Source organism: Paenibacillus radicis (ex Gao et al. 2016) (assembly GCF_014641555.1).
Taxonomy (GTDB): domain Bacteria; phylum Bacillota; class Bacilli; order Paenibacillales; family Paenibacillaceae; genus Pristimantibacillus; species Pristimantibacillus radicis.
The window spans coordinates 501745-518503 of the sequence record NZ_BMHY01000002.1; the positions used below are offsets into that span (position 1 = coordinate 501745).

Annotated in this window: 15 protein-coding genes; 7 read left to right on the forward strand and 8 right to left on the reverse strand. The window is 52.1% G+C overall.

The features are described 5' to 3' along the window. Positions 1 to 51: 51 nt before the first annotated feature. The 5 genes from araA to IEX98_RS07725 all read right to left on the reverse strand — a co-directional run bounded on the left by araA (position 52) and on the right by IEX98_RS07725 (position 6706). Positions 52 to 1551, reverse strand: a complete 1500-nt coding sequence (gene araA, locus IEX98_RS07705) for an L-arabinose isomerase (protein WP_188888337.1) — start codon at positions 1549 to 1551, stop codon at positions 52 to 54. A 26-nt stretch (positions 1552 to 1577) separates the two neighbouring features. Beyond that, positions 1578 to 3245 carry a ribulokinase gene (locus IEX98_RS07710; RefSeq protein WP_188888338.1) on the reverse strand — a complete coding sequence of 556 codons (1668 nt, stop codon included), beginning with the start codon at positions 3243 to 3245 and terminating at the stop codon, positions 1578 to 1580. A 3-nt stretch (positions 3246 to 3248) separates the two neighbouring features. Next, positions 3249 to 3956, reverse strand: a complete 708-nt coding sequence (gene araD, locus IEX98_RS07715) for an L-ribulose-5-phosphate 4-epimerase (protein ID WP_188888339.1) — start codon at positions 3954 to 3956, stop codon at positions 3249 to 3251. Positions 3957 to 4133: 177 nt separating this feature from the next. After that, a complete protein-coding gene (locus IEX98_RS07720; protein ID WP_188888340.1) occupies positions 4134 to 5225 on the reverse strand; it encodes a GntR family transcriptional regulator in 1092 nt (363 codons plus the stop codon). A 983-nt stretch (positions 5226 to 6208) separates the two neighbouring features. Then, positions 6209 to 6706 (reverse strand): hypothetical protein, encoded by a 498-nt coding sequence (locus tag IEX98_RS07725; protein ID WP_188888341.1) that lies wholly within the window; start codon positions 6704 to 6706, stop codon positions 6209 to 6211. Between the two features lie 357 nt (positions 6707 to 7063). Between IEX98_RS07725 and IEX98_RS07730 the strand changes: the two genes are divergently transcribed. The 4 genes from IEX98_RS07730 (at position 7064) to IEX98_RS07745 (ending at position 10194) form a co-directional block, all read left to right on the forward strand. After that, positions 7064 to 7255 (forward strand): hypothetical protein, encoded by a 192-nt coding sequence (locus tag IEX98_RS07730; RefSeq protein ID WP_188888342.1) that lies wholly within the window; start codon positions 7064 to 7066, stop codon positions 7253 to 7255. Between the two features lie 125 nt (positions 7256 to 7380). Continuing rightward, positions 7381 to 8283, forward strand: coding sequence for a helix-turn-helix transcriptional regulator (locus IEX98_RS07735; RefSeq protein ID WP_229692057.1), 903 nt, complete (start codon positions 7381 to 7383; stop codon positions 8281 to 8283). After that, entirely contained in the window at positions 8280 to 9548 is a 1269-nt protein-coding gene (locus IEX98_RS07740; RefSeq protein WP_188888344.1) for a hypothetical protein, read from the forward strand. The genes IEX98_RS07735 and IEX98_RS07740 overlap by 4 nt, the downstream gene beginning before the upstream one ends. Further along, positions 9481 to 10194: a hypothetical protein gene (locus tag IEX98_RS07745; protein ID WP_188888345.1), complete on the forward strand. Its 714-nt coding sequence runs from the start codon at positions 9481 to 9483 to the stop codon at positions 10192 to 10194. Before IEX98_RS07740 ends, IEX98_RS07745 begins: the two co-directional genes overlap by 68 nt. 52 nt (positions 10195 to 10246) lie before the next feature. Here the strand turns inward: IEX98_RS07745 and IEX98_RS07750 are convergent, their stop codons facing one another. Next, complete coding sequence (locus tag IEX98_RS07750) at positions 10247 to 10948, reverse strand: FadR/GntR family transcriptional regulator (RefSeq protein ID WP_229692041.1); 702 nt, start codon at positions 10946 to 10948, stop codon at positions 10247 to 10249. Positions 10949 to 11076: 128 nt separating this feature from the next. Between IEX98_RS07750 and IEX98_RS07755 the strand changes: the two genes are divergently transcribed. The 3 genes from IEX98_RS07755 to IEX98_RS07765 all read left to right on the forward strand — a co-directional run bounded on the left by IEX98_RS07755 (position 11077) and on the right by IEX98_RS07765 (position 14565). Then, the gene (locus IEX98_RS07755; RefSeq protein ID WP_188888347.1) at positions 11077 to 12492 is read left to right on the forward strand and encodes an FAD-binding oxidoreductase; all 1416 of its coding nucleotides are present in this window, start codon (positions 11077 to 11079) and stop codon (positions 12490 to 12492) included. 16 nt (positions 12493 to 12508) lie between these two features. After that, the gene (locus IEX98_RS07760) at positions 12509 to 13879 is read left to right on the forward strand and encodes a (Fe-S)-binding protein (protein WP_188888549.1); all 1371 of its coding nucleotides are present in this window, start codon (positions 12509 to 12511) and stop codon (positions 13877 to 13879) included. A 128-nt stretch (positions 13880 to 14007) separates the two neighbouring features. Next, the gene (locus IEX98_RS07765; RefSeq protein ID WP_188888348.1) at positions 14008 to 14565 is read left to right on the forward strand and encodes a maltose acetyltransferase domain-containing protein; all 558 of its coding nucleotides are present in this window, start codon (positions 14008 to 14010) and stop codon (positions 14563 to 14565) included. An 88-nt stretch (positions 14566 to 14653) separates the two neighbouring features. Here the strand turns inward: IEX98_RS07765 and IEX98_RS07770 are convergent, their stop codons facing one another. Together IEX98_RS07770 and IEX98_RS07775 are read right to left on the reverse strand one after the other, a co-directional pair. Next, positions 14654 to 15733 carry a Gfo/Idh/MocA family protein gene (locus IEX98_RS07770; RefSeq protein ID WP_188888349.1) on the reverse strand — a complete coding sequence of 360 codons (1080 nt, stop codon included), beginning with the start codon at positions 15731 to 15733 and terminating at the stop codon, positions 14654 to 14656. A gap of 33 nt (positions 15734 to 15766) precedes the next feature. Then, positions 15767 to 16717, reverse strand: coding sequence for an AraC family transcriptional regulator (locus tag IEX98_RS07775; RefSeq protein WP_188888350.1), 951 nt, complete (start codon positions 16715 to 16717; stop codon positions 15767 to 15769). Positions 16718 to 16759: the final 42 nt, after the last annotated feature.

Sequence of the window (16759 nt, forward strand, 5' to 3'; positions counted from 1 at the left end):
TAAAATAACAAGAGGCGATGGAATCGATCCATCGCCTCTTGCTTTACAATACTACATCATCCGCCAAACAGCGTCCGATAGACGTAATTGCTGACGAAGCGCAGGAGCTGCCGTATTTTGATCGATGACGACAATCTCTATCCCCATCCATTCTGCAAAATCGGCGAGCTGCTCCGTCGTAACCGAGTAGGAAAAGACAGTGTGATGTGCGCCTCCTGCCAAAATCCATGATTCAATTCCATCCTTCATACTAGGCTGGACCTTCCATAATACGCGGGCAACAGGCAGATGGGGCATGGCTTGTCCAGCTTTAGGCGAGACGGCCTCGACTTCATTGACGAGCAGCCGGAAACGGTTGCCCAGATCGATAATCGAAGCATTTATCGCGCTGCCGGCCCGGCCATTGAATACGAGTCTAGCCGGATCAGCTTTGTCTCCAATTCCGAGCGGATGCACCTGTATGGCAGGCTTGCCGGCTTCAACGTCTGCGATGGTAGGACAGATCTCCAGCATATGCGCCCCCAATACGAGCTCATTGTCCGGATCAAGATGGTAGGTGTAGTCCTCCATAAAAGACGTACCGGCGTTGCCGGACATGATTTTCATCATGCGCAGCAGCGCTGCTGTTTTCCAATCGCCTTCGCCGCCGAAGCCATAGCCTTGTGCCATCAGACGCTGAACGGCTAGCCCGGGAAGCTGCTGCATCCCATGCAAATCCTCGAACGTCGTCGTAAACGCGCCATAGCCGCCTTCCTCCAGAAAAGCCTTCAGCCCCAGTTCGATCCTCGCCTGGTACCGAATCGATTCGCGAACTGCTTCATCGGCCAGCGATGGAATTTCATATAGCTGCTCGTAGACAACCATCAGTGTATCGACTTCCTCGTCCGCTATCCGTTCCATCCGCTCAACGAGATCGCCGATGCCGTAGCCATCCACCGTCCAGCCCAGCTTGATCAATGCTTCGACCTTATCGCCTTCCGTAACGGCTACCCCTCGCATATTGTCGCCGAATCGGGCTACTTTGAGGCTGCGGCATTCGAGGCAGGCTATAGCCGTTGCCATCCAATCGCTAATCCGGCTGCGCACCTCCGGGCTTTGCCAATGGCCGAAAACAACCTTACGGGGCAGTCTGAGCCGTGTGTTCACAAATCCAAATTCGCGGTCGCCATGCGCAGCTTGATTTAAGTTCATAAAATCCATATTGATCGATTGCCAAGGGATATCCCGGTTGAACTGAGTGGCCAGATGGAGGAGCGGCTTTTGCAGCCGGGTCAGGCCTCCAATCCACATTTTGGCCGGGGAGAAGGTGTGCATCCATGCAATAATGCCGGCGCATCGTTCATCTGTATTCGCTTCCGCCATGACGCGGGTGATTTCATCTGGCGTCGTCACGACGGGTTTGAACACGATTTCGAAAGGAATAGAAGAGTCCTCATTCATACCCGCTGCGATCGCGGTAGAATGTGCGTTGACCTGTTCCAATGTTTCTGGACCGTATAAGTGCTGGCTTCCGGTTACAAACCAGAATTGATAGGCTCTAGTCGTCGGCATACCGATAACCTCTTTCCGCATCGGGCTTAGTAATGTTTTTTTAGATTTTTAAGCCGTTTCATCACATCATTGCCGCCGCGGCCAAAATAATCATGCAGCGTCACATACTCCTGATACAACTCCTCGTAGACGGCCGCATGTTCGGGATTTGGCCGTAATGCTTCTTCGCGTACCCGGGCCATATTTTCCGCGGCTTCAACAATAGTGGCGTAACCGCCAGCTTCAGGTCCCGCCGCTACCGCCGCGAACATGGCTGCTCCGACAGCTGGAGTGTGCTTGGAATCGGCGACTCTGATTTCCATATTGGTGACATCGGCATAAATTTGCATCAGCAGCCGGTTCTTCTGCGGCAGTCCGCCGCAGGCGTAGAGCGTGTCGACAGCTACGCCACTGGAACGGAAGGCGTCGACGATTTTGCGGGTGCCGTAAGCCGTAGACTCTAATAAAGCGCGATAGATTTCTTCAGGCTTCGTTAACAGGGTGCAGCCTAACAACAGCCCGGTCAGATCGGTGTCGACGAGAGTGGAACGGTTGCCGTTCCACCAATCCAAGGCGAGAAGCCCTGATTGGCCCGGCTGCTGGAGCGCCGCTTTCCCCTCTAACCATTCATGAACGCTCACACCAGCTTGCGCCGCTTCTTCCTTCACATAAGCGGGGACCGCTTCATCCACGTACCATTCGAAAATATCGCCAACAGCCGATTGACCCGCCTCATAGCCGTAAAAGCCCGGAATGATGCCGTCTTCTACGACGCCGCACATGCCTTCGACTTCTTTCTCCTCATCGCCGAGCAGCATATGGCAGATGGAAGTTCCCATTGCCATAACCAGCTTGCCTGGCGTAACGACGCCAACGGCAGGCACAGCAGCGTGAGCATCTACATTGCCGACAGCGACGGCGATACCTGGGCGGAGTCCCGTTAAAGCGGCTAGCTTTTCGTTCAACTCGCCAGCCTTTGTGCCAAGCGGGACGATGTCGCCTCTGAGCTTCGTATCGGCAAGCTTCTCAAGTCTTGGATCAAGCGAAGCGAGGAACGCCTCGCTCGGGTAGCCGTCCTGCTTATGCCAGATCGCTTTATAGCCGGCTGTGCAGCTATTCCGCGTTATTTGTCCGGTTAATTGAGAAATGACCCAGTCCGTTGCTTCGACAAATTGATCCGCAGCTTCATAGATTTCAGGAGCTTCATTCAGTATTTGCCATATTTTCGCCAGCATCCATTCCGATGAGATTTTGCCACCGTAGCGGGCCAGCCATTTCTCACCGCGCTTCGCGGCCATTTCATTGATAAGATTGGCTTCGTCTTGGGCGGCATGATGCTTCCATAACTTAACCCAGCTGTGCGGGTTGTCCTGGTAGGCGGGCAATGTGCACAGCGGCTCGTGAAGTTCTGTAATCGGAAGCATCGTGCAAGCTGTAAAATCGATACCAATACCGATAACGTCCGCCGGATCGATGCCGGATTGCTTCATCACCTCGGGAATCGATGTCGTTAACACTTCGATATAGTCGAGGGGATGCTGCAGCGCCCAATCGGCTTCAAGCGCTTCACCGGAATGGGGCAGACGCTCGTCGATGACATGATGGGCATACGGGGTTACATGATCCGCCACTTCATGACCGTTCGACAAGTCGACGAGAACCGCCCGTCCGGATTGGGTGCCGTAGTCGACGCCAATTGCATATTTTCGATTCATCGTTTATTCCTCCTTAAGGGCAGCAGTCTGACCGTAGTAAGCGTTTGCACCATGTTTTCTCAGAAAATGACGGTCAAGCAGCGTCTGCTGCATAGCGGCTGTCTCTTGGTTGATGGCATGCGTGCGCGAAGCCATTTTGGCGACTTCCTCCAGCACGACGGCGTTATGAACCGCTTCATGCGCGTTTTTTCCCCAAGTAAAAGGGGCGTGGCTATGGACGAGAACGCCGGGAATTTGCAGCGGATTGCGGTCACGGAACGTCTCTACGATGACATGTCCGGTTTCTTTTTCATATTCGCCTTTAATTTCGGCTTCCGTCATCGCTCTAGTGCAAGGGACATCGCCGAAAAAATAATCCGCATGCGTCGTACCGAGTGCCGGAATATCCTTGGCTGCCTGCGCCCAGCTTGTAGCCCAAGGGGAATGCGTATGGACGATGCCGCCGATCCCCGGAAAATGACGATACAAAACCAAATGTGTAGCTGTATCCGATGACGGCCGGTATTGGCTGTCCACGACATTGCCTAATAGATCGACGACAACCATTTTATCCGCTGTCAGTTCTTCATAGGGAACGCCGCTTGGCTTAATAACGACGAGTCCTTGTTCACGGTCGATGCCGCTAACATTGCCCCAAGTAAAGGTGACGAGCCCATACTTCGGCAAATCCAAATTTGCTTGGAGTACGTCTTGTTTCAATTGTTGAAGCACGATTATCACTCCTCATGCTGTATAAAGTAAGTACAAGTTTTTATTTTATTATAAACATGTACGTACAAGTTGGCTATATTTTTTTTATGGGTGATGAAAAACGGCCTTGATGCTGCCTGTAAGCTGCTTATTCAGCAGAATGGCAATCATCAAAGCCGTTTTGAAGTGGAGCTTGGGTTAAACTGGTGAATCAACAGCGGCTGTGGAGCTTCGAATAATCAGTTCGGGCTGGAAGACGAAATCCTCCGCTTTTGATCTTTTCTCGATTAGGTCAAGCAACAGCTCGGCTGCTTTCTCTCCTAGCTCCGCCTTAGGGTGGGACACGGTCGTTAAGCCCATCGCAGACGCGATCGGGGAGTCGTCGAAACCGACTACGGAAATATGCTCCGGCATCTTCAGATGCAATGGCTTGAGTGTCTCTTGCAGCTTCATTGCGAGCTCGTCATTGTAGCAGACCAGTGCGGTTGGACGCTCGGCGGTATCAACCTCCAGCAGCCGGTTTGCAGCAGCAGGAACACGAGTATGAAGCTCTTCCGTCACATAGTGGACGAGCCATTCCGGATTGACCGCAATGCGGTATTGCTGATGGGCGCGAATGAAGCCCTTCAACCGGTTAACCCCCTGCAGGTCATCGGTTTTGAAAAAACCGGCAATACGCTGGTGGCCCAGCTTGATCAAATGCTCCGCCGCGAGAAATCCGCCCAGCTCGTCATCCACTTTTACGACCGGACAATGAATTTCAGAGTAACGCTCATTGATCATCACGTAAGGGATGTTCAGGTTCGAGAGGGTCAAATAGAAATTGAGATTCAAATTAGTCTGGGCGCTTTTCGTAGGCTCGATAATGAGTCCGCTTAACGGCTGCTGGATGAGCAGGCTTAAGCTTTCCTGTTCCCGTTCTTTATCGTTATCTGTGCTGGACAGCAGCAACTGATAGCCCCGTTCCCGGAGCTTGCTTTCCGCGCCGCGGACGATATGCGGGAAAATATAGCCCGAAATATATGTTGTCAGCATGCCGACAGCCCGAATGGACTTATCCTCGGGGGATGACGGATGCGCTACGAATGTTCCTTTTCCTTGGATACGGTACAGCACGCCTTCCGTCTCCAATTCGCCCAGCGCTTGCCTTACCGTCTGACGGCTCATCTGGAACAATTGGGTGATCTCATGCTCGGACGGCATTTGCTCATCGGGACGAAGTTTGCCCGTCTGCACCCATTGAAGCAATTCCTTTTTCAACTGCACATATTTCGGCAATCGCTTAGTCATCTTACACCCCGTACTCCTCTAGTCTTTCATTCATTATAGCAGTTTCGGTTGGCGCGGCAACCGGGCAAATCCAGATGTTGGCGCATGCGTGCGAAAAGAAGATATGGCTCGCGGCGGCAATTGGACAGATGGAATTAGTTCGAGTAAAAGAAGAGAGGGCCGAGCGGTAACTGCACAGCACGCAGGTGGAAAGGAGATAAGAATTTGACAAGGAGGCTGCAGACTGTTGAAGCATATTCTGGCAGCGCCAGTCGGAAAGCGAACCTGAAAGCGAACTTGAAAACGAACCTGAAAGCGAACTTGAAAGCGAAACCCATCCTGAAAGTGATGGCCACCCCCGTCTACATGGCTCCCTCGTGCTATATAAAAAAACAAAATGCAAAAGTGCAGTTTGAGGAGGCTCAAAAGCTCCAAAATCGCGTTCAAAATGTAAAAGTACATTTGAAATCGCATGATCTCTCTCTATACAGGCTTTTTAGGCGAATCAAACTGCACCTTTGCATTTTGATGCAAAAAATCGACTAAAAAGTGGATAACAAAATGCAGTTTTACATTTTGATGCTATGCGGTATGAGTGGATGATAGCTAAAACATCCGATGTGGGCAGGGATAAGACCCCGAAAGGGTCTTATCTCTTGAAAAAAGCACCGGGGAGGGCGTGATAAGACCCTGTCAGGGTCTTAAAGCCGCCCACCGTGCAGAAAATTACCCGCTGGACATGCTCCAGAGAAGAGATAAGACCCCGAAAGGGTCTTATCCCTCGAAAAAAGCACCGGGGAGGGCGTGATAAGACCCTGTCAGGGTCTTAAAGCCGTCCACCGTGTAGAAAAAAGCTGGCTAGATAAGCTCCAGAGAATAGATAAGACCCTGAGAGGGTCTTATCCCTCGAAAAAGCACCGGGGAGGGCGTGATAAGACCCTGCCAGGGTTTTAAAGCCGTCACTAAGTTTCTCGAAGACCTAGCCTACTCGCCTGCCATTCCGGCTAACGCACGAAATCCAAGCTCCTACTGTCGCTATGTCTAACCACCTTGTCGCCATACCGCTGGAGCTTAGCCTCGAAGCTTGCCCGGTTTGCTTCAAAATCCGCAGTCCACTTGTACATCATTCGCAGCATGGTGAGGTCAGGTGTGTAATGACAGGCTTCAATGCCGAGCTTCTGCTTCACAAATCTTACGAAAATGCGAATGCGGCGCTTCCATAAGGGGGGATCTAGAAAGATGATCGTATCGGCCATCTCCAATAAACATTGATACGACTCGCGATCCGTTCCTTCGAAAATCCAACATCCATTTGCGTTCCGGTCAATCTCCTTAATAACTGCCACTTGCTCATCCGCCGTCCGTTTATGTCGCCCGTCTGCTGTCTGATGATGAACGATGCTGTCGAGCTCATACCAGGGGGTGTTCAACGTATCGGATAACCGTCTAGCCAATGTCGTCTTGCCGCTGGCGACGATTCCGATGATTAGAATTTTCTTCATGGACTCTCCTTCGCATGCTGCTCAATAATTTCGAATGGATAATAGATATCCAAATATGGCGTCGCATGCCCGCAGATGAAAGAACTCTCGCTGTGTTTACCTCTATAGCAGCACACTGTATATATTTGTTTCCTCTACTTATGAGGCTATCAAATGATAGGCCTCTTCACAATATTATTAGAGCCTAATCCTTCACTTTCAATGTCCAAAATCCATGCACAACAGCACAGCACCTCACCATAAATAACGTCTGAAAACTTTTTTAGTGATGCGACATTTTATGTCGTACCACCTCTTCTATAATGGGGACTGTAAGACAACGCAAGGTGAAAACGATGAACAAAGGAGCATTAGAGAATGTCTAAAACAAAAAGGGGACGGGTATTGTGGAATCTGCCTTCGCGGGGGCGGGGCACTTGCCCGGTTTGCAATATGACACGAATCAAACTGCTGTATTCCCGTTCGAAAACAGACGGAACCGTTCTAAAAGTGTGTAAAAGATGCCAAGGTGCGGTTCAAAGCAGAATCGACGCCGTTACGGGATCATAGTCCGAGCGTACGTAAAATCCGTTCCGAGGAACGGATTTTTTAATGGGGAGGTTGCATATTTTTCCATTCAGATGGTGTAATAAGGAAAAGTACTATTTTTCCGGAGGGGAATGCATTTGAGCAATATGCACCGGATCCAGTGGTTCGATCAGCAAATAAGGGAAAGCCGCTATCCGAACAGCAGCCAGCTTGCGGAGAAGTTTGAAATATCGAAGCGTCAGGCGCAGCGCGATATTGAATATATGAACATTACGCTGAGGGCTCCGCTCGCTTATATCGCCAAGCATCGGGGCTATATGTACGAGGAACAGACGTATATTCTCCCTCATCTCTACATGACGGAGGACGAGAAGCGAATATTACAGTTCCTTATTCACCGTTACCGGCAATACGATTACGACAATGCGGATGCGGCGAATCGAGTCGCTTATTTGCTGGAACGCTTTACGGATGCGGAGGACGATTCCAGCCACAACAGGCTGCCTGTATTTGAATTCAATCCGAAGCTGATGCAGACCGTTCTGCTCCTATCGGATGCGATGAAGACAGAGCGGGCAGTTGATATCCTATATGAGGGTGAGCGGCTGCACATTTTCCCGGTCAAATTCGAATCCCGCTACAACATCGATTACATCGTCTCCTATTGCGAACAGAATCAGAAGCAGCGGATGCTCCGCCTCGGCGCCATTGAACAAATCGAGATCGCCGAGCAGTCCAAACGCAATAACGGAGTCATGCCGGTAAAAGCCTATCCCATTGATGAACCTTGGCGGCCCATCCAGCAGCCATTCACGGCGAAAATACAGCTAATGCAGCAGCCCGGCCCATCCTGGGGCGGCTTCACAGCAAGACCTGCTGCAAATTCGTCCGATCTATACGAAATCGAATTTTATGATACGGAGGCCTTCCTCCGGCATTTAATGACAAGCTCTTGGAGTGCGCTGCTCGCTCCGAAATGGCTTCGGGAAAAGCTGCATGCGAGATGCGGCAGCATAATGAATCGATTAAACGGGGAGGAAGACGAATGACACGCGTTTATTTGGAACATATGCCGATGAAGCGGGAATCTAAGGCTTTCACGGACAGTCTTTACGCTGTGCTGGCCGGAGCAGGGCTGTTCGAGGGCTCCAAGACGTGGCTGTCGGGCTTGAGCGGGCTGGCATTTAAATTTAGCGTCCATAAAAAGCTGCTTCCGATGTCGGTGTCGGCCTACGGACAATTTGGAACCGAGCATCATCGTGCGATCGACAACTTGGCTATTTTCACCCAATCCGACGGCGGCCGCACTAGACATGAGACTTTTCGCAGATATCAGCTTGATGCTGTGCAAGGCGTGAAGGAAACCCTGGATAGAGGCATCGGCGTTATTTACTGGATACCGGAATTTGGTGTCATTCGCGGTTATGACGATGAGGATGGCATTTTTTATGTACAAGATGGCTGGAATTCCGAGGATCAGATTGTGCTGTATGACAATTTTGGGCTTAATTTTACTCCGTTCTGGAGCGTTCACTGGATCGGGGACAAGGTTGAAGTGCCGGCAGAGACGATGGTGCTGGGGTCACTGCGGCTAGCGATTGAGGATTGGGACACACCGTTCAAAACGCTGCCTGACCGGGAGATTGCCTCCGGCAAGCTTGCTTATACTTATTTGCTGGACGGGTTGAAGAGCGGAGATTTCGATGAGGGCGGAGCCAGGTACATTATCGATACCTATTGGTATGCGAGAAGGGAAATTAGAGATTATTTGGCTGCTGCCATGGAACTGCTCCCCGAACTAAAGACGGCTTATGCGAAATATGCGGAGCTGACAGAGCTGGCACCTGCGGAGAACGGCAGTCGCAGCTTTGCTGTGGAAGCGGAATATTTGGCGGCGGCAGAGCCGCTTGAGCATGCGGCGATGGAACAAATTCGCAAAATATGCGCCGACAATGACACGCCAGAGCAGCACATTTTTACCGAGATGGGGCGCTCATGCTCCAAGATAAAGGGGGAGAGAGTAGATGTCGGACCGGCTTTTGAGCCCTATCACTATGAAAGTAGAATCACGGTCGTATATCGACGCTTTTCATGCGGTGCTGCAGCATCAAGGGTGGTTCACGCGGAGCAAAGCGATGCTGTCGGGCATGACGGCCTTCGGCTTCCGGCAGTCGGTTCACCGGCAGTTAAAGCCCGAATCATCGACCGCTTACAATTGGATGGCGGAAAATTTTCTCGCGGCGGACTTGATCGGCGTAACTTCATCGCAATATGCCGGGTTTACATTTTTACGGACCTTTCCGCTCTACCGTGAATATGTGATCGGGCAAATTAAAGCTTCAATTGACCGCGGTACTCCGGCTATCTTTTGGCGGGACAGATTTGTCGTTGCCTGTGGTTATAACGATGAAGCAAAGCGTATTTATTACAAAGACGGCATCCATGATGATGTTCAGGAGCTTCCATACGATGAATATGGTTCTCCTCCTTACTATCATTTGCAAGTGCTGGAAGAGGGAATGAAGCTCGATCCGGCAGCAGTTTATAAGGAGTCCTTCCTGCAAGCCGTCTACAAATGGGAGGAGCACGAACTGATGCTGCCTCGTGAGGAATACGCTTGCGGCGGCGAAGTCTACCAAGCGATTATTGATGCGCTGGCAAGCGGGGATTACGATGCTGACGGAGCTGCAACTACGCTGGAATGGCTGGCTGCGACGAAGCGGGATTTAGCCGATTATATGGCTGAAGTACAGCAGGAGTGGAGGGAAGCGGGGAAGGCGGCGGTACATTACCGGGCGCTTGCCGGTCTTATGGAGCGTGTGTCCGCAAGTGAATCCACGGCGCTGCGAATAAGGCTGCTGCAGGATGCTTTCCAAGCAGAGTCGTTGGCGATCCGCGAGTTAAGCTTGCTTGTAAGAGAAGCGGCCGGCAATCGATTCGATTATGTCGGTTTAAGATAAACGAGCTCAGCCTTCCAGCAGGTCAATGAAGCCGGAAGGCTGAGCTCGTTTTTTAGTTCTGAGGCATCGCTTCCCGCAGCACCTCAATCACCTTCGATAGATGCTCGTCGACCAATTGTTCGGCCAATTGCTTATCGCCGCTGGCAATAGCGGCGCAGATTTGCCGATGCTCATGAAGAAGACGCGAAGCGGTCGCCTTTTCCTTGTAAAACCACAGCTCCCACGTTTGCCGGATGGAGCCCGCAAATCGTTCCGACAGTGACTCCATCATATGGATCAGCAAGGAGTTGCCTGAAGCGGCCACAATTGCCATATGGAACTGGGTATCGGCGCTTTCGCTGCCGGAGATGTCCTGCTGTTCAAGGCTGCGCTCCATCTCATGAAGAATCGCCTCAAGCCTCTCCAAGTGCTGTGCGCTGCGGCGGTCGGCAGCTAACGATACAGCGCCGATCTCCAGCACTTTGCGGACCTCCAGCAGCTCGATAAGGGAGTCGGCATTCTGAAATAAACCGTCTCCGCTTTCTGCGGGAAGGGTTGTTTTGACGAAAGTGCCGCCGCCATGGCGAACATCCAGCCAGCCTGTCGCTTTGAGCGCGCTGACCGCTTCTCGAATGGTGGAGCGGCCGACACCGTATAATTCCGCAAGCTCGACGACGGACGGGAGACGTTGACCCGGCTGCCACGCACCTTCGCGAATTTGTGTGAGAAGATGCTCCGCCACAAGCTCATGGCCTTTTGCGGTAGTAATTTTCAATGGAAAGCCTCCCGGGCGAAAATGTAATTCGGTATCTATACAATAGCCAAAGTATAGCATATAATGATGTCAAAAGTCATCAGATGACCTGACTACTATTCGACTGCTATGGGGGCGAGGGATTACATATGATAGATGCGGTTTTAACGAAACGGCTGCGGCAAATCGTGGGCGAGAACAATTATAGAGATGATCAGGAGGCGCGGATTTCCCATTCCTATGACGGCACGCCTATGCTGCAGTCACTGCCGGACGGCGTTATTTATCCGAGCAGCACGGAGCAAGTTTCAGAAATCATGAAAGCGCTGGCGGCTTATCGGGTACCGGTCGTTTCCCGAGGCTCAGGCTCCAACCTGTGCGGCGGCACCGTCCCTGTAGCCGGAGGCGTTGTGATGGTCATGCACCGGATGAACCGGATTTTGGAGATTGATATGGAAAATTTGACGGCTACCGTGCAGCCGGGAATCATTACGGGGGAGTTTATCGCCCATGTCGAGTCACTTGGCCTTTTCTATCCGCCTGATCCCAGCAGTATGAAAATATCGACGATCGGCGGCAACATAGCAGAATGCTCCGGCGGGCTGCGCGGCTTGAAGTATGGTACGACGAAGGACTACGTTATCGGGCTGGAAGCGGTGCTTGCCAGTGGTGATATTATCCGCACAGGCGGCAAGCTGATGAAGGACGTCGCCGGCTATGATTTGACGAAGCTGCTCGTTGGTTCTGAAGGTACGCTTGCCATTATTACCGAGGCGACGTTGAAGCTCGTTCCGCCTCCGGCAAGCAAAAAGACGATGCTGGCGATGTATAAGGATCTTTATGGCGCGGCAAGAACGGTTTCCCGCATTATTGAGGGGAAGATCATTCCGGCTACGCTGGAATTTATGGATAATCCGACGATTCGCGTCGTTGATGATTTTGCCAAGCTGGGGCTTCCACGGGATATGGAAGCGATTCTGCTGATCGAGCAGGATGGCGATTCCGAGACGGTGGAGCGAGACATTGCGAAAATCCGGGAAATATGCGAGCTGGAGCAAGCCGACCGGATTGAGGTAGCTGAAAACAGGGAACAGGCGGAGAAGCTGCTGACGGCAAGACGAAGCGCCTTTACTGCGCTGGCTCGTCTTCGCCCGACGACGATGCTGGAGGATGCAACCGTTCCCCGATCTCGGATTGCCGAGATGGTGCTGCGAATTAATGAGATTGCCCGCAAATATGATGTTGCGATCGCCACCTTTGGCCATGCGGGAGACGGGAATCTCCATCCGACGGCGACGACGGACGCTAGAGACAAGGAAGAGGTTCACCGGGTTGAGCAGGCGTTTGAGGATATATTCCAGGCGGCTATTGAGTTCGGGGGGACGATTACAGGCGAGCACGGCGTAGGACTTGTTAAAGCCCCTTTTCTGGAATGGAAGGTTGGGCCGGCAGGGTTAGAAGTAATGAAGGGGATCAAAAATGCGTTTGATCCGCATCACTTGCTGAACCCGGGCAAAATTTTCGCAAAAGAAACGAGAAAAAGGGTGGTGATCGAACGTGGCTGACTCTCATGCAAATGCAATGGCAACGCTAACGCCAATGGGCAAGCCTAATATCGAGCATGCCAATCCGCTCGCCAGAACGATGCTGGCTAAGCTGGATTACGACCAGTTGACCAATTGCATGCGATGCGGCTTCTGTTTGCCTGCTTGCCCGACTTTCCGGGAAACCGGCCTGGAGCCGGAGTCACCGCGCGGACGGATTGCCCTTATGAAAGCCGTTGCGGACGGCCTTATGGACCCGGATCAGGTGTTTCAGGATCAGATGAATCACTGTCTTGGCTGCAGGGCTTGTGAGCCGGCTTGTCCGGCGGATGTCAAATACGGTCAGCTGATCGAACAAGCGAGGGATGCGATAGAGGATCATGCAGAGCATCCGGCAGCTGTCAAAGGACTTCGCAAGCTGGCATTCAAGGGCGTATTTCCTCATCAAAGCCGGATGAAGTGGGTAGGAAGATCGCTTGCCGCTTATCAGAAATCCGGGCTGCGAAGCATCGTTAGAGGAAGCGGCCTTATGAAGCTGTTTCCTGCGCATATGCGGGATATGGAGCGGATTTTGCCCGATGCATCCGGCAAGGGCGTCGTTGAACGAGTGGGCACGCTGTACCCGGCCAAAGGGGAGAAAATTGCTACGGTCGCGTTGTTCCGCGGCTGTATTATGGATGTGATGTTCGCCGAGACGAACGTGAACACAGTGAAGCTGCTCGCCGAAGCAGGCTTTGAGGTCGTTATTCCAAGCGAGCAGGGCTGCTGCGGAGCGCTCCATGCCCACAGCGGAGAGATGGAGCAGGCGCGAGCGCTGGCGCGGGCCAATCTGGACGCTTTTAAAGCAGCGGATGTTTCCTATATCGTCTCTAATGCTGGAGGCTGCGGCGCTTTGCTGGTGGAATACGATCACCTTCTGAGCGAAGATCCGGAATATCGCGAGCTTGCCGCATGGTTCGCCTCCCGTGTGATTGACGTGAGCCGGCTGCTTGCAGAGCAGGGACGCCTTCCGGTATTTGAAGAGACTGATGAGCATGCATCAACCGGGCCAATCCGCATCACCTACCAGGATTCCTGCCATCTTCGCAATGTCATGAAGAGCGGCGATGCGCCAAGGAAGCTGATGCGACAGGTGGCGAATGTGTCATTCATTGAAATGAAGGAAGCCGACCGCTGCTGCGGCTCAGCCGGTATTTACAACTTGACGCATCCGGAGATGGCGGGGCAGATTTTGGAGCATAAAATGGAGCATGCCAACGATACCGGCGCCCGCTATTTGCTGACCAGCAATCCCGGCTGCCTGCTGCAAATGAAAGCAGGTGTTGAGAAGCACGGTGCAGGGGAGCAAATGGAAGTGAAACATGTCGTCGACTTCCTGTACGAGCGAATCGCTGAGCGGCAAGAATAGATTTGCCGGAATTATTGAGGTGATGTGCTTCTGACCGACGTTTAAGCAGCACGGTTTTTGAACAAAACTAGTGCAAAGGCCGGAATATTAGGCCGCTCGCTTGAACGGAACGGAGGGGAAGCGAAGAAATGGAACCGAGAACGGAAAAAGAAAAGATGAGGAGCGGCGAGCTCTATCATGCCTCCGATTCACAGCTTGCGCTGGATCGGCAAAATGCCAGCAGACTGCTGCGGCTCTACAATCAATCGCTGGAGTCGGAAAATGACCGTCGAACGGCGCTGCTCAAAGAGCTGTTTGGCTCAACAGGAGCAAGGCTGTATGTACAGCCGACCTTCCGCTGCGATTACGGCTACAATATTCATGTCGGCGATGGCTTTTACGCCAATTTTGATTGTGTGATTATTGATGTATGCGAGGTTCGGATCGGCGATAATTGCTTGATCTCGCCGGGCGTTCATATTTATACGGCCAGCCTTCCTCTGGACCCTGTTGTACGGGCTTCTGGAGCGGAGTTTGGCAGGCCGGTTACAATCGGAAACGATGTATGGATCGGCGGGAGAGCAATCATTAATCCGGGTGTTACGATTGGCGATAATGCCGTTATTGCCTCCGGTGCGGTTGTAACCAAGGATGTGCCTGACAATGTCATCGTTGGGGGAAATCCTGCAAAAATAATGAATACTTAATTGACAGGCATTATGCATTAAAGAAAAAGCCGTTCCGGAAACGGGTCATGGAATCTGACCTGCCGGAACGGCTTTTATTTTGCTAATCTTACAGATATACGGCTTTGCCTGTTTTCGCCGATTCGTAGATTGCTTCAAGAATTTGCGACACAACGAAAGCTTGTTGCGGTGTAACGACTGGCTCCGTATCTTCTTCAATCGCTTTGATCCACAATTTCATTTCCAGATCAGCCGGGTTCTCCGAGCTGCCCTCGTAGAAGGCAACGCCGCCAGCACTCAGATCGACATCAGTCGTGAAGAGACGGCTATGCTTCTCTCCGTTAATGCGCAGACCGTTTTTCATATCCGCTCCGCCTTCTGTACCGGAAAGGGAGCATTTCGCCTCGTCAACTTCAAGCGTATTCAGCGCCCAGCTGGATTCCAGCGAGATTGTTGCTCCGTCTTCCATTACGATCATGCCGAAAGCGGAGTCCTCTACTGTAAACTTCGCAGGGTCCCAAGGGCCCCAAGCATTTGCGGCATTCTCGCGCTGCGAAAGCTTGTGATAGGCAGTACCCAGTACAACCTTCGGCTTGTAGTTGTCCATCATCCAAAGCGTCAGGTCAAGCGCATGCGTACCGATATCGATCAGCGGGCCTCCGCCTTGTTTTTCTTCGTCGAGGAATACACCCCAAGTTGGTACGGCGCGGCGGCGAATCGCATGCGCTTTCGCGAAATAAATGTCGCCCAGCTCGCCGGATTCGCATAGAGCTTTCAGGTGCAGGCTGTCAGAGCGGAAACGGTTGTTGTAGCCAACGGTGAGCTTTTTGCCCGTGCGTTCTGCAGCTTCTACCATCCGTTTTGCATCATGGGCTGTTTTGGCCATCGGCTTTTCACTCATGACATGCTTGCCTGCTTCAAGAGCGGCGATGGAGATGTCAGCATGCGAGTCGTTTGGTGTACATACATGCACGACTTCGATGGAGGAATCCTTCAGCAGCTCAGTGTAATCGGTATAGACGCGAGCGCCTTCAGCACCGTATTTAGCAGCTGCTTCTGTTGCACGCTCTTCTACGATGTCGCAGAATGCGACGATTTCAACGTTGTTCAATTTGCTCAGGCTTGGCAAATGTTTGCCGTTGGCGATGCCGCCGCAGCCGATAATAGCAAGCTTGTGAACTTTAGACATAGGAAAATACCTCCTGTAAGATGTTGTTATTTTTTATTTCATAGTCAGCGGCTGCTGCTCATGCTGTTTCCGGTATTCCGTTGGCGTAAGCCCGAACTTCTTGCGGAAAACAGCATGGAGATAGTTGCCGCCGGTGAAGCCGGTTCCTTTGGCGATCTGTTCGACGGATTGATTCGTTTCGAGCAGCGCCCGGCAAACGGCCTCTAGCCTTATATCTTCAAGAATCCGGCTGAAGGTTTGACCGTCGTGCAGCTCCTTGAACAAGCGCTGGATATGGCGGGTGCTCAAATTGAGCCGGTCCGCAACATCCTCTAGCGTTATTGCACCGTCATAGTTGGCGTGAATATGCTCCATCGCCAGACGGAAACGGTACGCTTTCATATCCCGCAACGGAAAATGCTTATGCTCCTTCGAGGCGTCATAGGCCCGAACGGAGCGAAGCAAAATCTGAATGACCGATTGCTTAATCGTCGTATAGCTGCCGGTAAAATTATCGCTGCAAGCTTGATACGCCTGCAGAAAGTAAGGCATCGCCTGATGAATATCTTTGGCCGGATAAAGCGGGAGCGCTTTCAGCTTGGTGATGCAATCTCGGGCTTCGGCCGCTTCCCAGTCATCGTAAGACGAGGAATCGTCGCCGCCTTCCGCCGTACGTTCAATAATATCGACATGGAGGCAGAGCTCTTCCATCGCCTCGGCAGCGTCCGCTTCCTGATAGTGCATAATATCAGGACCGGTCAGGTAGAACATGCCGGATTTTAACGGGTACTCCTGGTCGACAAGAATAACCTTTCCTTTGCCTTGCGGGATGTAGTGCAGCTCGAACTCCGCATGCTTATGAAAGCTGATGACCCGCCCCGGCTGGAACGTCGTCAGATGAAAGCGAAGCACATGGATGTCATAGGGACCCCATTTGATCCGCAAATCCAGCCGTTCCAGCGCATCCGGCCGTTCTCTCATATCCTCGTAAGGAAAGCTTGCCATGTCGACTCCTCCTGTCCGTTAAGCCATCCATCATGTGCGATG

Coding starts and splice junctions, on each gene's coding strand:
- IEX98_RS07740 (WP_188888344.1), top strand. CDS start 8,280: ATGACACGCGTTTATTTGGAACATATGCCGATGAAGCGGGAATCTAAG.
- IEX98_RS07755 (WP_188888347.1), top strand. CDS start 11,077: ATGATAGATGCGGTTTTAACGAAACGGCTGCGGCAAATCGTGGGCGAG.
- IEX98_RS07765 (WP_188888348.1), top strand. CDS start 14,008: ATGGAACCGAGAACGGAAAAAGAAAAGATGAGGAGCGGCGAGCTCTAT.
- IEX98_RS07710 (WP_188888338.1), bottom strand. CDS start 3,245: ATGAATCGAAAATATGCAATTGGCGTCGACTACGGCACCCAATCCGGA.
- IEX98_RS07770 (WP_188888349.1), bottom strand. CDS start 15,733: ATGTCTAAAGTTCACAAGCTTGCTATTATCGGCTGCGGCGGCATCGCC.
- IEX98_RS07730 (WP_188888342.1), top strand. CDS start 7,064: ATGTCTAAAACAAAAAGGGGACGGGTATTGTGGAATCTGCCTTCGCGG.
- IEX98_RS07775 (WP_188888350.1), bottom strand. CDS start 16,717: ATGGCAAGCTTTCCTTACGAGGATATGAGAGAACGGCCGGATGCGCTG.
- IEX98_RS07760 (WP_188888549.1), top strand. CDS start 12,509: ATGGCAACGCTAACGCCAATGGGCAAGCCTAATATCGAGCATGCCAAT.
- IEX98_RS07735 (WP_229692057.1), top strand. CDS start 7,381: ATGCACCGGATCCAGTGGTTCGATCAGCAAATAAGGGAAAGCCGCTAT.
- IEX98_RS07720 (WP_188888340.1), bottom strand. CDS start 5,225: ATGACTAAGCGATTGCCGAAATATGTGCAGTTGAAAAAGGAATTGCTT.
- araA (WP_188888337.1), bottom strand. CDS start 1,551: ATGCCGACGACTAGAGCCTATCAATTCTGGTTTGTAACCGGAAGCCAG.
- IEX98_RS07725 (WP_188888341.1), bottom strand. CDS start 6,706: ATGAAGAAAATTCTAATCATCGGAATCGTCGCCAGCGGCAAGACGACA.